At 59.2% G+C, this 13,335-nt stretch carries 14 protein-coding genes; 7 read left to right on the forward strand and 7 right to left on the reverse strand.

Annotation, left to right across the window (positions count from 1 at the left end; genetic code table 11):
* The first annotated feature begins 78 nt into the window (after nucleotides 1-78).
* Both hisA and hisF read left to right on the forward strand, forming a co-directional pair.
* Nucleotides 79-828 carry a 1-(5-phosphoribosyl)-5-[(5-phosphoribosylamino)methylideneamino]imidazole-4-carboxamide isomerase gene (gene hisA / locus BLU52_RS00085; protein WP_090280206.1) on the forward strand — a complete coding sequence of 250 codons (750 nt, stop codon included), beginning with the start codon at nucleotides 79-81 and terminating at the stop codon, nucleotides 826-828.
* Between the two features lie 94 nt (nucleotides 829-922).
* The gene (gene hisF, locus BLU52_RS00090) at nucleotides 923-1,693 is read left to right on the forward strand and encodes an imidazole glycerol phosphate synthase subunit HisF (protein ID WP_003220755.1); all 771 of its coding nucleotides are present in this window, start codon (nucleotides 923-925) and stop codon (nucleotides 1,691-1,693) included.
* Nucleotides 1,694-1,764: 71 nt separating this feature from the next.
* On the opposite strand, the gene BLU52_RS00095 is transcribed toward hisF, so the two are convergent.
* Nucleotides 1,765-3,393, reverse strand: a complete 1,629-nt coding sequence (locus BLU52_RS00095; RefSeq protein ID WP_157720663.1) for a trypsin-like serine peptidase — start codon at nucleotides 3,391-3,393, stop codon at nucleotides 1,765-1,767.
* 140 nt (nucleotides 3,394-3,533) lie between these two features.
* Between BLU52_RS00095 and BLU52_RS00100 the strand changes: the two genes are divergently transcribed.
* Nucleotides 3,534-4,289, forward strand: coding sequence for a substrate-binding periplasmic protein (locus BLU52_RS00100; protein ID WP_090280216.1), 756 nt, complete (start codon nucleotides 3,534-3,536; stop codon nucleotides 4,287-4,289).
* On the opposite strand, the gene BLU52_RS00105 is transcribed toward BLU52_RS00100, so the two are convergent.
* The 5 genes from BLU52_RS00105 to gpmI all read right to left on the reverse strand — a co-directional run bounded on the left by BLU52_RS00105 (nucleotide 4,270) and on the right by gpmI (nucleotide 10,939).
* A complete protein-coding gene (locus BLU52_RS00105) occupies nucleotides 4,270-5,643 on the reverse strand; it encodes a Vps62-related protein (protein ID WP_090280219.1) in 1,374 nt (457 codons plus the stop codon). The genes BLU52_RS00100 and BLU52_RS00105 overlap by 20 nt on opposite strands.
* Before the next feature lie 118 nt (nucleotides 5,644-5,761).
* Complete coding sequence (locus BLU52_RS00110; protein ID WP_090280223.1) at nucleotides 5,762-6,538, reverse strand: divergent polysaccharide deacetylase family protein; 777 nt, start codon at nucleotides 6,536-6,538, stop codon at nucleotides 5,762-5,764.
* Nucleotides 6,539-6,540: 2 nt separating this feature from the next.
* On the reverse strand, nucleotides 6,541-7,860 hold the full coding sequence (locus tag BLU52_RS00115) for a S41 family peptidase (protein ID WP_090280226.1): 1,320 nt from the start codon (nucleotides 7,858-7,860) through the stop codon (nucleotides 6,541-6,543).
* Between the two features lie 31 nt (nucleotides 7,861-7,891).
* Nucleotides 7,892-9,178 carry a murein hydrolase activator EnvC family protein gene (locus tag BLU52_RS00120; RefSeq protein ID WP_090280229.1) on the reverse strand — a complete coding sequence of 429 codons (1,287 nt, stop codon included), beginning with the start codon at nucleotides 9,176-9,178 and terminating at the stop codon, nucleotides 7,892-7,894.
* A gap of 231 nt (nucleotides 9,179-9,409) precedes the next feature.
* Nucleotides 9,410-10,939 (reverse strand): 2,3-bisphosphoglycerate-independent phosphoglycerate mutase, encoded by a 1,530-nt coding sequence (gpmI, locus tag BLU52_RS00125; RefSeq protein WP_090280232.1) that lies wholly within the window; start codon nucleotides 10,937-10,939, stop codon nucleotides 9,410-9,412.
* A gap of 153 nt (nucleotides 10,940-11,092) precedes the next feature.
* On the opposite strand from gpmI, the gene BLU52_RS00130 reads away from it, so the two are divergent.
* The 3 genes from BLU52_RS00130 to secB are packed head-to-tail and all read left to right on the forward strand — an operon-like array spanning nucleotide 11,093 to nucleotide 12,305.
* Nucleotides 11,093-11,506: a rhodanese-like domain-containing protein gene (locus BLU52_RS00130; protein WP_090280235.1), complete on the forward strand. Its 414-nt coding sequence runs from the start codon at nucleotides 11,093-11,095 to the stop codon at nucleotides 11,504-11,506.
* Between the two features lies 1 nt (nucleotide 11,507).
* Entirely contained in the window at nucleotides 11,508-11,762 is a 255-nt protein-coding gene (grxC, locus tag BLU52_RS00135) for a glutaredoxin 3 (RefSeq protein WP_090280239.1), read from the forward strand.
* Nucleotides 11,763-11,819: 57 nt separating this feature from the next.
* Entirely contained in the window at nucleotides 11,820-12,305 is a 486-nt protein-coding gene (gene secB / locus BLU52_RS00140; protein WP_064117041.1) for a protein-export chaperone SecB, read from the forward strand.
* Nucleotides 12,306-12,425: 120 nt separating this feature from the next.
* Here the strand turns inward: secB and trmL are convergent, their stop codons facing one another.
* Nucleotides 12,426-12,881: a tRNA (uridine(34)/cytosine(34)/5-carboxymethylaminomethyluridine(34)-2'-O)-methyltransferase TrmL gene (gene trmL, locus BLU52_RS00145; RefSeq protein WP_027611265.1), complete on the reverse strand. Its 456-nt coding sequence runs from the start codon at nucleotides 12,879-12,881 to the stop codon at nucleotides 12,426-12,428.
* Between trmL and BLU52_RS00150 the strand changes: the two genes are divergently transcribed.
* Nucleotides 12,880-13,320, forward strand: coding sequence for a hypothetical protein (locus tag BLU52_RS00150; protein ID WP_090280243.1), 441 nt, complete (start codon nucleotides 12,880-12,882; stop codon nucleotides 13,318-13,320). The two genes, trmL and BLU52_RS00150, sit on opposite strands and share 2 nt — an antisense overlap.
* Nucleotides 13,321-13,335: the final 15 nt, after the last annotated feature.

Below are 13,335 nucleotides of genomic sequence, written 5' to 3' on the forward strand. Positions count from 1 at the left end.
CAGCTGCAAGAAACAGCCATACATGCGTGCTTGCAGCTTATAGCTTGCAGCTTGCAGCTCTTTGACGAAGGAAAAAGCATGCTGATTATTCCCGCTATCGATCTCAAGGACGGTGCCTGCGTACGTCTGCGCCAGGGCCGCATGGAAGATTCCACGGTGTTCTCCGATGACCCGGTGAGCATGGCTGCCAAGTGGGTGGAGGGCGGTTGCCGCCGTCTGCATCTGGTCGATCTGAACGGCGCTTTCGAAGGCCAGCCGGTCAATGGCGAAGTGGTCACTGCGATCGCCAAGCGCTACCCGAACCTGCCGATCCAGATCGGCGGCGGCATCCGTTCGCTGGAAACCATCGAGCATTACGTCAAGGCCGGCGTCAGCTACGTGATCATCGGCACCAAAGCCGTGAAAGATCCAGCCTTCGTCGCCGAAGCCTGCCGCGCCTTTCCGGGCAAGATCATCGTCGGCCTGGATGCCAAAGACGGTTTTGTCGCCACTGACGGCTGGGCTGAAATCAGTACCGTGCAGGTCATCGACCTGGCCAAACAGTTTGAAGCCGATGGCGTCTCGTCGATCGTTTATACCGACATCGCCAAAGACGGCATGATGCAGGGCTGCAACGTACCGTTCACCGCTGCGCTGGCTGCGGCGACGAAGATCCCGGTCATTGCGTCCGGCGGCATCCACAATCTGGGTGACATCAAGTCGCTGCTCGACGCCAAGGCGCCAGGCATTATCGGCGCCATTACGGGTCGCGCGATTTATGAGGGCACACTGGATGTGGCAGAGGCTCAGGCTTTCTGCGACAGCTACGCGACCAGCTCCAAGTTGTAAGCTGCAAGCTGCAAGTTAGAAACTCGACCGCGATCGGCTCTTTCTTGCAGCTAGTAGCTTGAAGCTTGCAACTCTTAATCGGAGATTAAGTCTTATGGCTTTAGCCAAGCGCATCATCCCTTGCCTGGACGTGGACAACGGCCGGGTCGTCAAAGGTGTGAAGTTCGAGAACATCCGCGACGCCGGTGATCCGGTGGAAATCGCCCGTCGCTACGACGAGCAGGGTGCCGACGAGATTACCTTTCTCGACATCACCGCCAGCGTCGATGGCCGTGATACTACGCTGCATACCGTTGAGCGCATGGCCAGCCAGGTGTTCATTCCGCTGACCGTCGGCGGTGGCGTGCGCACCGTGCAGGACATTCGCAACCTGCTCAATGCCGGTGCGGACAAGGTGTCGATCAATACCGCCGCCGTGTTCAACCCGGAGTTCGTCGGTGAAGCGGCGCAGCATTTCGGCTCGCAGTGCATCGTCGTTGCCATCGACGCGAAAAAGGTTTCCGGCCCCGGCGAAACCCCGCGCTGGGAGATTTTCACCCATGGCGGGCGCAAGCCAACCGGCCTCGACGCCGTCGAGTGGGCGAAGAAAATGGAAGGCCTCGGTGCCGGTGAAATCCTCCTGACCAGCATGGATCAGGACGGCATGAAAAACGGCTTCGACCTCGGCGTGACCCGCGCAATCAGTGACGCGCTGGGTATCCCGGTGATCGCTTCCGGGGGTGTCGGCAACCTGCAGCATCTGGCCGACGGCATCCTCGAAGGTCACGCCAGCGCCGTGTTGGCGGCGAGTATTTTCCATTTCGGCGAATACACCGTGCAGGAAGCCAAGGCGTATATGGCCCAACGCGGCATCGTGATGCGCTGATCACGTTGAGGCTGCATTTTACCGGGCGGAACCCATGCGGGTTACTCACCGCCCGGCTTGCAGCCGACGGGTCAAGGTTTTTGCAAGATCTCCGTGCGTACGGCAGAAGTATTGAAATCGCGATCCATGGTGTAGCTGCACAGCGTCAACGGCAGGGCTTGGTTGGGTACCAGAAAGCTGTCGCCTATCTTGGTGTAGCTTCTCGATTCGATGCCGGCGCAGTCTGTTGAACCGACTGCCCCAACATAGATCTGAGTCCAGATATTGCGACCCGTGTTCTGACGATATTCCACCAAAAGCTCTTCAGTGCCGTGCTTGATGTCAGGTACTGGTTCAGGCAGTGAAATCCCGCCCGGCTTGACCAGGCGCGCCGGCAGGATCTGTGTGTTGCGTAATTTCCCCTCGCTGAGTTGATGATCAACCAAGTCGACACCCACCAGGCACAGATAGTACAAGCCTGCTTCACTGCCGATCGGTGCATCAACAAGACCAGTGCTGATATCTATCGGGTTGCTGTAGCGTTCTGGCAAGTAACAGGCGTGTGCGTCACGCACGGTTTTAAATCTGAAAAAGTTCGTGTTCATTGAAAACCTGACGTCCCAGTCTGGCCTCTTTTCATATTCGTTCTCAGGCGCTTTATAAAGCGTAACGTCTGAGTTGGTTCTGGCTCTGAAATTGAAGTCGGGTTTTAGCGAGCAGGCGGGAGCATCGATATTGAAGTGTCCGTCAGAAAAACAGGGCATCAGATAGTCGATCGGGAAACTCTGGCTGGCCTGATCAGGCAAAACGGATTGACGACCTGGGGTTGCACAGAGCCCATGCCAGAAGCACAGGTCAGTCGCTGTGATTGCGTAGGTGGTTCCTGACATGACACCGGTGACCTCCCCTGTAGCGATGTCCATGACCGGGGAGCCGGATGAACCCGGTTCGATGCCTTTGCAATCCTGTTTCTGGTAATGGGTATGAACGGTCAGATACTTGATCAGCGTCGTGTCGGCAGGCTCTTGGGTGCAGGACGAAAGCCTCAGCCCTGGCGCGCTTGAGGGCGCGCCGATGACCCTGACCTGAATGAGTCTGTCAGGCGCTTTGAGTGCTGCCTTGAGTGGATTGATGCCGTCGGCAATCACCGCTTGCAGCGAGCTGTTCAGTTCCATGACGGCGATATCAGTGCCAGCCAGGCTGGCCCAGTTGACCTTTTGAATGTTGTAACGCTTGGCGTCCAGCAGGGTGTCTTGAAAGTAATTGAACTGTATCTGGCCCTGATAGGCCGTGTCCGCAGCTGTTCCAATCCAGATTGACGCGCAATGTCCACTGGTCAGGATATATGCGGGGCCGCTTGCATCATTGCCAGAGTCGCGGCTGTCGATGAGAAAAGCCGTGCAGTAGCGACGGTCCTCTTTGATGATCTGTCCGATGCCGTTCAAATGATTATTCTGCTGATGAGAATTATGCAAAATAATGGGCTCTGCAGGTTCCGGGAAAGTATATGCACAAGACGCTAGAGCGAAGGTGGTGGTCAGAAAAGCGAGTGCCGCTGCCACTTTTGATTTGTAGTTCATGACCGGTCCTTGGTCGAAAGTTAAAAGAGAGAAGTTGGTTTTCAATAACTCTAATTGGATTTTCTGCAGTGATGTTTTTTGTGCTGTGGCGAGATGTAAAACGAATACTATTGAAAAGTTTTTCAAATTTTTAATAAGCAAGAGTGATTAGGCTCCTCTGAACAAACACCTGCTGCTGGCGCTTCCGACAGTGCCGAAGTGCATTGATTTCGTGCCGGCCAGTGGACACCATGGCGCACCCAAGGCACTCTTGGGCACGCCATGGAATCCGGTAGCCCGACATGATCAAACGCCTGCTTCTCGTTCTCGCCAGCGCCTCGATGTTGCTCATCCACACCGCCCGCGCCGAAAACGCTCCCGACACCGATCTGGTGCTTCTCACCGAAAACTTCCCGCCGTACAACATGGCGAAAAACGGCAAGAACTTCGCCCAGGGCGAGAACATCAGCGGCATTGCTACCGATATCGTGCGCGAAATGTTCCAGCGTGCCGGCCTCACCTACAGCCTGACGCTGCGCTTCCCTTGGGAGCGGGTGTACAAACTTGCCCTGGAAAACCCCGGTTACGGCGCCTTCGTCATGGCGCGTCTGCGTGACCGGGAAAACCTGTTCAAGTGGGTCGGTCCGATCGGGCCGGATGATTGGATTCTGTTGGCCAAGGCTGACAGCAAGATCACCCTCGATACGCTGGAAGACGCGCGCAAATACAAGATCGGTGCCTACAAGGGCGACGCCATCGCCGAGACCTTGGCCAAGCAAGGTCTGAAGCCGATCGTAGTGCTGCGCGATCAGGACAATGCGAAGAAGCTGGTCAACGGGCAGATCGATCTGTGGGCCACCGGCGATCCCGCCGGGCGTTATCTGGCCCGGCAGGAGGGTGTCAGCGGCCTGAAAACCGTGCTGCGCTTCAACAGCGCAGAGCTTTATCTGGCGCTGAACAAGGATGTTCCCGACGAAGTCGTCGCCAGGTTGCAGGCCGCGCTGGATCAGTTGCGCAAGGAAGGCGTGGTTGATGAGATCATGGGGCGATATCTGTAGTGGCGGACTGATCTGGCGTTGGTAGCGGAGCGCTGGGTTCGTCCTCTGCCAAGGGCGCTTGCACTGTCTGCTCTTCGGCCGCCTCGGATACCGGCACGACGATGATTTCGGGCTCGGGTGACGCGTACTGGCTGATGTGCAAGCTACTGCCATCGGTGTAGCTGAAACCCTCGGTCACTGATGTACCGTCTGCACGTACCAGTCTGTAGTCGCTTTGCACCAGATAGGCGGCAACCGACCTGTTTGGGTCCACGACCGCAACCACTTCGATGGGCGCCATAATGCCCCACTCGTTCGAATGTATTTCGCATTGGGTGAAATCGTGGCCCAACCGTGCGGAAAACGTCAGCGCGTCGTGCTGATGGGTTTGCCATTGGGCTCCGAACTCAATGGAAGTGGTGTGGGAAAACGTTCGTAAACCGGCGGTTCGCTGGGCGCGAGGCGCTGACCACCTGAATATCTGGCTGTCGTTGTCGGTGTTGCGCGCATGGCCGACCAGAATGTAGCGATCCTTGCGTTCCAGCTGATAGAACGGGGAACGACGCAATTGCTCAGTCGCTGGGTAACGCGGATCCTTGATCGTGAACCAGGGCAGGCTGGCGGTGTAAGAAGGATCGTCTGTAGTGTCCGAAGACGTCGGTGTCTCTCCGCACAGGACAGGTGGTGATGGGCGTGTATTCAGTTGCAGCCCGATCTGCAGGCGCAGACAGTAAACCGGAAAACTGGCCGGTCGGGTGTAGTCACTCAAGCCGAAAAAACTGCCTGATGCCAAGTGAACCTCACCGGGTAAAGCGGCTGGAGGTACTGCGCTCCAGGTACTGACACGCTGACGGGCTCCGCTGCCCTTGTCATCCCAGATCATGTCGCTGGTATTCGATGGAATGACCAGGTCCGCGCGAACGCAGCGGACAGCGTTGAGTGACGGCTTTTCATGATCGCTCGAACACACCGTCCCCAGCGCCACGTAGCCTGCGGGAGGGCGTGGACGCCAGATCGACAGATCTCTTTTTGAGCCCGACCCGGAATCTTTCCAGATCAGTTCATAATCATCGGGACGACGCAGTGCCCTGCCTTTGGTGGGGTCAGTGCTGGCAATGTCTGTTTCGCAAGCAACGGCTACCACCTTTTTACCATTGATGTTACTCAGGCCTCTGGTGACGACATCGCCCAAAGGAAAATAACCGGGTAGCGCATCGGGGGCCGGGGTAGGTCGCCAGAAGGACGCAGATTTGGCTGACAAGCCGTCGGTATCCCAAATGCGCAGAAACTCTGTTGTGAAATTGATCAACAGGTTATCGATTCTGATGGGTTCGGTCCGTTCAATGGCCGGGGTAATCGGGGTGTTTGTTGTCATGGGAACTCCTGATAGCTGAAAAGCGACTCGTGGGAGTCGCGACCTGTGGCAGGTCGCACTATCGGAAACGGGGCGGGGCGTGCGGTGGTAACTATGTATTGCTTAGCGTGACCGGCTATTACCGATAAGTGCCGTCTTTGCCGTGAGCGGCCATGGCGCGGTTGCTGCGCACACTGATCATCTGCCGGATATCGATCCAGTCGATGCCCTGCGCCTTCAGTTTCGGCAATTCACGCTCGAGCACCGCGAGGGTTTGCGGATACGGATGGCCGATCATCACTGCTGAGCCCTGCTTGTGCGCCAGGCTGATGGCCGTCTGCAACTGCGTGGCGATTGCCGCCTCCGTGCGTTCGTCATCGAGGAATACGTCCCGCGAGACACTTGCCAGATCAATCTTCTGCGCTTGCTGTGCGGCGACAGTCTGGGCGCTGGTGCGGCTGTCGACAAAGAACTTGTGGCGGCGCTGCAACTCGTCCATCAACCAAGCCATCGCCACGGGTTGCGCGGTCATGCGGCTGCCCATGTGGTTGTTGATACCGGCGGTAAACGGGACCTTCTCGAAGGCGGCGTTGAGGCGTTTTTCGAGTTCTTCAATCGGCAGTTCCGGGTGCCAGGCATAAGGCCCGGTGGCCGGGTCCATCGGCATGTGCAGGATGACGACCTTGCCAGCGCGATGAGCCTCGCGGGCAAACTCGGTGGCGTGCGGGGTGTCCGGCATGATCGCCGTGGTCACCGGGCCGGGCAGGGCGAGCACGCGACGATCCCGGGGCAGGTTTTGCCCCAGGTCATCGATGATCAGCGTCAGGTAGGCTTTGTGCGGTTTCGGGCTGGCGGGCTCTGCGTGAACAGCACCCGCCAGGCAGCACAACAGAACGAACAGAAAACGCAGCGACATCCTCAACGGCCGGACGTGATGCTCAGCCCTTTGAGCAGGCTCAGGGCCTGGGCCAACTGGTAATCATCATCCTGTGGCATGGCTTTGGCCTTGCCGCCGGAGCCGGTCGGTTTGTCCGCGCCGCCGTTGCCGTTGCCCAGGTGGCCCTGCAGATCGGCTTCCTTGAAGTACTCGCTGTCGGCTTCGTTGGTGATCTTCGCGCGGCGCACTTCGATGTCCGGCACGATGCCCTGCGCCTGGATCGAACGGCCATTCGGCGTGAAATACAGCGCGGTGGTGATTTTCAATGCGCGGTCGTTGTTCAGCGGCAGCACGGTTTGCACCGAGCCTTTGCCGAAACTGGTGGTGCCCATGACCACAGCGCGTTTCTGATCCTGCAAGGCGCCGGCGACGATTTCCGACGCCGAAGCGCTGCCGCCGTTGATCAGCACGACCATCGGCACTGCTTCGCTTTCGTCCTTGCCGGTCGCGGAGAAGCGCAGTTCGGAATTGGCGATGCGGCCCTTGGTGTAAACGATCAGGCCTTTGGTGATGAAGTGGTCGACCACTTCCACCGCCGATTGCAGCACGCCGCCCGGGTTGTTACGCAGGTCGAGAATGATGCCGTTGAGCTTCTTGCCGTTGTCCTTGCGCAGCTTGGCCAGCGCCTTGGAGACTTCGTCACCGGTCTTGACCTGGAACTGGGTAATGCGGATGTAGCCGTAACCCGATTCGAGCAGCTGTGCCTTGACGCTCTTGACCTGAATCACCGCACGCGCCAGGGTCACGTCGAACGGCGTACCGCCATCGCGCACAAGGGTCAGGGTGATTTTCTGGCCGATCTTGCCGCGCATCTTGTCGACGGCTTCGGTCATGGTCTGGCCGCGTGTCGGCTGGCCATTGATCTTGACGATGAAGTCGCCGGCCTGAATGCCGGCCTTCGACGCCGGAGTGTCATCAATCGGCGAGACGACCTTGATGAAGCCATCCTCGGCGCCGACTTCGATGCCCAGGCCGCCGAATTCACCGCTGGTGCTTTCCTGCAATTCGGTGAAATCTTCCGGGCCCAGGTAAGCCGAATGCGGATCGAGGTTGCTGAGCATGCCCTTGATCGCGTTTTCCAGCAGGGTCTTGTCGTCCACAGGTTCGACGTACGCGGCTTTGATCCGGTCCATGACCTCGGCGAAGGTGCGCAGCTCTTCCAGCGGCAGCGGGGCCTTGGCGGTCGCGGCAGTGCCTGCCGGAGCGACGGACGGGGCCGGTTGCGCGGCGAACGCCAGAGGCGCGCCGATCACCAGGGCGATCGTCAGGGCCAGCGAGGTAAGGCGGGACAAATGCAGCATGTCGAACGAACTCCTGAATTAGATGCGGCGCTTATCCTTGCGCACGACACCATTGCGCCGGATCACTCGGGTGACCCTGCTGACGAATTGCGAAATACAGCGCTGGCGTGTCCTGACCGCCACTGTTACCGACAGTGGAGATCGACTCACCCGCTTTGACCACATCACCCGCCGACTTGAGCAGCGTCTGGTTGTGGCCGTACAGACTCAGAAAACCGTTGCCGTGATCGAGGATCACCAGCAGCCCGGCACCGCGCAGCCAGTCGGCGAACACCACGCGACCGCCGTGGACGGCATGCACCTGACTGCCAGCGGAGGCGCTGATCATCACGCCGTCCCACTTGGTTCGGGCATCGTCGCCGCGGCTTTCACCGAAGCGTGCGAGTAATCGACCATCAACCGGCCACGGAAGTTTTCCCCGGGTTGCAGCAAAAGGCCCGCCAAATGTCTCGCCGCTGCTGGACACCAGGGCGCCGGGGGTTGATCTGACGGGTTTTCGTGGGGCGTCGCTGTTGTCAGCCTGCGCCTCACGCAAGCGCTTTTTTTCCGCTTCCTGCTGGGCGATCAGCGCTTTCTGTCGCGCTTCTTCTGCCTCACGAGCCTGGCGGGCCAGGGTTTCTTCGATGGTTTTAAGGACTTTAGACAGGTCTGCCTGATCCTGCTCGCGAGCAGCGAGTTTCTGGTCGCGTGCTTTTACGTCGTCATTAAGCTTGGCGAGAACCTGCTGGCGCTCCTTGCGCACTTTCTCGAGTGCTTCGCGCTGAGTATCGAGGTCGCTTTTCTGTACCAGCAACTGCGCCTGCTGCAGACCGATGTCCTTTTCGACATTGGCCAGTTGGCGCAGGGTTTCATTGAAATTCTTCAGCTGTTCCAGGCGGGCCTGGCTCAGGTAGTCGTAATAGGTCAGGGTGCGGGCGAATTTCTCGGGGTTCTGCTGGTTGAGCAGCAGCTTGAGGTATTCCTGCCGGCCGTTCTGATAGGCCGCTCGGGCCTGAATGGCGATCAGTCGCTGCTGTTCAGTGCGCGCGCTCTGGAGTTTTTTTTTCTCTGCATCGAGCCGCTGCAGCTCGGATTCGCTTTTCTGCAGTTCTTTCTGCAGGGCGTCGACCTGCTTCTGCAGCTTGCCCATCTCGGTTTCGGTGCCTTTGAGCTCTTTCTGCACGCCGGATTTTTCTTCCTGCAGCTTGCCGAGGAGCTTTTTCAGCTCGGCGATATCCTGACGCGTAGCGTCCAACTGCTGTTGGGTTTGCGCGCGCTCATCGGCGAAGGCCGGCTGGAGCAGACAGGTCAGAGCAAGGGCGATCAGGACGCGAAGCATAGGGGCGGGCGGCACCAGGGTAAGGGACGGCCTAGTATGCCCGCCCGAGGCTGCAAAAAAAACGCCCAATTGGGGCTGTGTGATAACTGGCCTGAAAAACACCACGCACCCGGGTAGGAGTGAGCCTGCTCGCGATGGCATAGTCACATCCGACAGAATAGTTGACTGTTGGATTGCTATCGCGAGCAGGCTCACTCCTACAAGGGTTTTGCGGTATTTTCCGGATTCGGATCAGACCAGGATCGAGGTGCCGGTCATCTCCGCCGGTTTTTCCAGGCCCAGCAACATCAGCATGGTCGGCGCCACGTCTGCCAGTACGCCACCCTCACGCACCTTGAGGTCACGCTTGCCAACATAAATGAACGGCACCGGCTCGGTGGTGTGCGCGGTGTGCGCCTGGCCGGTGGATTCGTCGGCCATCTGCTCGACGTTGCCGTGGTCGGCCGTGATCAGCGCTTCGCCGCCGACTTTTTCCAGTGCTTCAACGATGCGCCCGACGCAGGTGTCCAGGCATTCGACCGCTTTGACCGCTGCGTCGAACACGCCGCTGTGGCCGACCATGTCGCCGTTGGCGTAGTTGACCACGATCACGTCGTAACGCTGATTTTCGATGGCGTCGACGATGCGGTCGGTCACCTCGGGTGCGCTCATTTCCGGCTGCAAGTCATAGGTCGCGACTTTCGGCGACGGGATCAGGATGCGCTCTTCGCCGGGGAACGGTTCTTCACGACCGCCAGAGAAGAAGAAGGTCACGTGGGCGTACTTCTCGGTTTCAGCGATGCGCAGCTGGGTTTTGCCGTTTTTCGCCAGATAGTCGCCCAGCACATTTTCCAGGCTGCCAGCGGCGAAGGCCGACGGTGCCGGGATGCTCGCCGCGTATTGGGTGAGCATGACGAAGCCGGCCAGTTTCGGCTGGCGGGTGCGCTCGAAATCCTTGAAATCGTCTTCGACGAAAACGCGAGTCAACTCGCGGGCGCGGTCGGCACGGAAGTTCATGAACACCACGGCATCGCCGTCTTCGACTTTCACCGGTTCACCGATGGTCGTGGCTTTGACGAATTCATCGCTCTCGCCGCGTGCGTAGGCAGCTTCCAGACCTTCCTGAGCGGTGGCGGCGTGGAATTCGCTGTTGCCGTCGACGATCAGGTTGTAGGCCTGAGCGACGCGATCCCAGCGGTTGTCACGGTCCATGGCGAAATAACGGCCGACGATGCTGGCGATGCGGCCCTTGCCGAGTGCCTGGAAAGTCGCGTCGAGCAATTCGATCGACGAGGCAGCGCTTTTCGGCGGCGTGTCGCGGCCGTCAAGGAAGGCGTGCAGGTAGATTTTTTCCGCGCCGCGCTTGAACGCCAGTTCAGCCATGGCGATCAGGTGATCCTGGTGGCTGTGCACGCCGCCATCCGACAGCAGGCCCATGAAATGCACGGCCTTGCCGGCGGTAACGGCTTTGTCCACCGCGGCGCAGATGGTCGGGTTCTCGAAAAACTCGCCGTCGCGGATCGCTTTGGTCACGCGGGTGAAATCCTGATACACCACGCGGCCGGCGCCCAGATTCATGTGGCCGACTTCGGAGTTGCCCATCTGCCCGTCCGGCAGGCCGACGTCCATGCCGCTGCCCGAGATCAAGCCGTTCGGCACTGTGGCCCAGAGGCGATCGAGAACAGGTTTTTTCGCCGCGAACACGGCGTTCGATTCGGGGCTGTCGCTGTGACCGAAGCCGTCGAGAATCATCAGGACCAAAGGTTTAGGCGTAGTCGTCATGGAATCCACTCGTGGCTAATAAAGAAGAGGGCGATGCAAAACGGAGTTGGAGTTTAAAGCGAAGTTCCGACCGCGTCACCGCCGGACGGGGTTTGGCCGACCATAGTGGCTGTGTATACTGGCCGACATTTTAACGCCCTGGAACCTCCTTCGATGGTTGCTCACCTGATTGAATTTGCCACTAACCACTACATTCTTGTCGGTATCTTCATCGTACTGCTGGCTCTGTTGCTGGCGCACACGATGCAGGGCGGCGGTAAAAGCCTGAGCACCGGCGAACTGACCGCACTGGTCAACAAGGACGCAGGCGTAGTGGTGGACATCCGTCCGGCCAAGGATTACGCCGCTGGCCACATCGTCGGTGCGGTGAACATTCCGCAGGACAAACTGGCTGCCCGTACCGGCGAGCTGGAAAAGCACAAGTCCAAGACCATCATTCTGGTCGACGCCCTCGGTCAGACTGCTGGTACTCACGCCCGCGAGCTGATGAAATCCGGCTTCACTGCGGCCAAGCTGTCCGGCGGGATTTCCAGCTGGAAAGGCGACAACCTGCCATTGGTGAAGTGATATGAGCCACGTCGTCGTCTACTCCAGCGATTACTGCCCTTACTGCTCGCGCGCCAAGCACCTGCTCGCCAGCAAAGGCGTGGCCTTCGAAGAGATCAAGGTCGATGGCAAGCCGCAGCTGCGCGCCGAAATGACCAAAAAGGCCGGACGCACGTCCGTTCCGCAGATCTGGATCGGCGAAAAGCACATCGGCGGTTGTGATGATTTATATGCTCTGGAGCGCGCCGGCAAACTCGACGCACTGCTCAAGGGCTGAACGGCTGCACCCACGTACAGCACTCCCTAAAAGACCCAAGATCGATAAGGATCTGAGATGACTGACCAACAGAACACTGCAGCCAGCGAAGAAGAAACCGCACCGCAATTCTCCTTGCAGCGCATCTACGTTCGCGACCTGTCCTTTGAAGCCCCGAAAAGCCCGGCAATCTTCCGCCAGCAGTGGGACCCAGCGGTCGCGCTGGATCTGAACACCCGCCAGAAAGCGCTGGAAGGTGACTTCTTTGAAGTCGTGCTGACCTTGTCCGTGACCGTGAAAAATGGTGAGGAAGTCGCTTTCATCGCTGAAGTGCAGCAGGCCGGTATCTTCCTGATCAAGAACCTCGACGCCGCTTCGATGAGCCACACCCTGGGTGCGTTCTGCCCGAACATTCTGTTCCCGTACGCGCGCGAAACCCTCGACAGCCTGGTCACCCGTGGTTCGTTCCCGGCACTGATGCTGGCCCCGGTGAACTTCGACGCCCTGTACGCGCAAGAACTGCAGCGCATGCAGGAAAGCGGCGAGACGCCAACCGTTCAATAACGGTTCAGCCTCACCCCTGTGGGAGCGAGCCTGCTCGCGAAAGCGGTTTGTCAGACGCATTAATGTTGCCTGACACTCCGTCATCGCGAGCAGGCTCGCTCCCACATTTGTTTTGTGGTGTTACTTGAAGTCGTTCTGGCGCCAGGCTTCGTATACGGCGACCGCGACGGTGTTGGACAGGTTCAGGCTCCGGCAGCCTTCGCGCATCGGCAGGCGCAGGCGCTGTTCTGCGGGCAGCGCATCGAGCACCTCGGCGGGTAAACCGCGGCTTTCCGGGCCGAAGATAAACGCATCGCCCGGCACGAACGCCGCGTCGTGAAACGGCCGCGAGCCCTTGGTGGTGAATGCGAACAAGCGCGGATTGCCGAGACTTTCCAGACAACTGGCGAGGTCCGCATGGCGCTGCAGCGTGGCATATTCGTGGTAGTCGAGACCGGCGCGGCGCAGGCGCTTGTCGTCCATCTCGAAACCCAGCGGTTCGATCAAATGCAGGTGGCAGCCGCTGTTGGCGCACAGCCTGATAACGTTGCCGGTATTCGGCGGAATTTCTGGTTGAAAAAGGATGACGTGAAACATGCACGGCTCCGAAGGTAAAGATGAGCGGCATTCTACGCCGCCTGTGGACAACCGTTCGAAACTATTCCCGCGGGTGATCGGCTCATTGGCGATTGTCGGCCTGATGGTCGGTCTGATGATCGGCCGCCTGACCACGCCCGACCCCAGCGAGTTGCAGCAGGTCGAGGTCACCGATGGCGGCCTGGTGGTGTGGTTCAACAACGAACCGAAGCTGCACGGCGAGATCATCGACGGTAGCGTGGCGCTGCTGTTTCAGGCCGAAGGCCCCTCGCAAAAAGGCCAGCTCAAGCTCAACGGCCGGGACGTCAACTGGCGCACACGCAAGAGCGATGGTGGCTTGCTGCTGACGGTGCTGGCGGCACGGCCGCTGAAAGGCGAGTGGGTCGGCAGCGAGGTTGACGACCGCTGGCGCCTGGAGATCCGCTTGAGCGAGCCCTAGCGGATAATCTTCTCT

The sequence above is a fragment of the Pseudomonas granadensis genome, from assembly GCF_900105485.1.
Taxonomy (GTDB): Bacteria; Pseudomonadota; Gammaproteobacteria; order Pseudomonadales; family Pseudomonadaceae; genus Aquipseudomonas; species Aquipseudomonas granadensis.

Bases quoted from the DNA above. Each gene is read 5' to 3' on its own strand.
- hisA (WP_090280206.1), top strand. From the start codon at position 79: ATGCTGATTATTCCCGCTATCGATCTCAAGGACGGTGCCTGCGTACGT.
- hisF (WP_003220755.1), top strand. From the start codon at position 923: ATGGCTTTAGCCAAGCGCATCATCCCTTGCCTGGACGTGGACAACGGC.
- BLU52_RS00100 (WP_090280216.1), top strand. From the start codon at position 3,534: ATGATCAAACGCCTGCTTCTCGTTCTCGCCAGCGCCTCGATGTTGCTC.
- BLU52_RS00105 (WP_090280219.1), bottom strand. From the start codon at position 5,643: ATGACAACAAACACCCCGATTACCCCGGCCATTGAACGGACCGAACCC.
- BLU52_RS00110 (WP_090280223.1), bottom strand. From the start codon at position 6,538: ATGTCGCTGCGTTTTCTGTTCGTTCTGTTGTGCTGCCTGGCGGGTGCT.
- BLU52_RS00115 (WP_090280226.1), bottom strand. From the start codon at position 7,860: ATGCTGCATTTGTCCCGCCTTACCTCGCTGGCCCTGACGATCGCCCTG.
- BLU52_RS00120 (WP_090280229.1), bottom strand. From the start codon at position 9,178: ATGCTTCGCGTCCTGATCGCCCTTGCTCTGACCTGTCTGCTCCAGCCG.
- gpmI (WP_090280232.1), bottom strand. From the start codon at position 10,939: ATGACGACTACGCCTAAACCTTTGGTCCTGATGATTCTCGACGGCTTC.
- BLU52_RS00130 (WP_090280235.1), top strand. From the start codon at position 11,093: ATGGTTGCTCACCTGATTGAATTTGCCACTAACCACTACATTCTTGTC.
- grxC (WP_090280239.1), top strand. From the start codon at position 11,508: ATGAGCCACGTCGTCGTCTACTCCAGCGATTACTGCCCTTACTGCTCG.
- secB (WP_064117041.1), top strand. From the start codon at position 11,820: ATGACTGACCAACAGAACACTGCAGCCAGCGAAGAAGAAACCGCACCG.
- BLU52_RS00150 (WP_090280243.1), top strand. From the start codon at position 12,880: ATGCACGGCTCCGAAGGTAAAGATGAGCGGCATTCTACGCCGCCTGTG.
- trmL (WP_027611265.1), bottom strand. From the start codon at position 12,881: ATGTTTCACGTCATCCTTTTTCAACCAGAAATTCCGCCGAATACCGGC.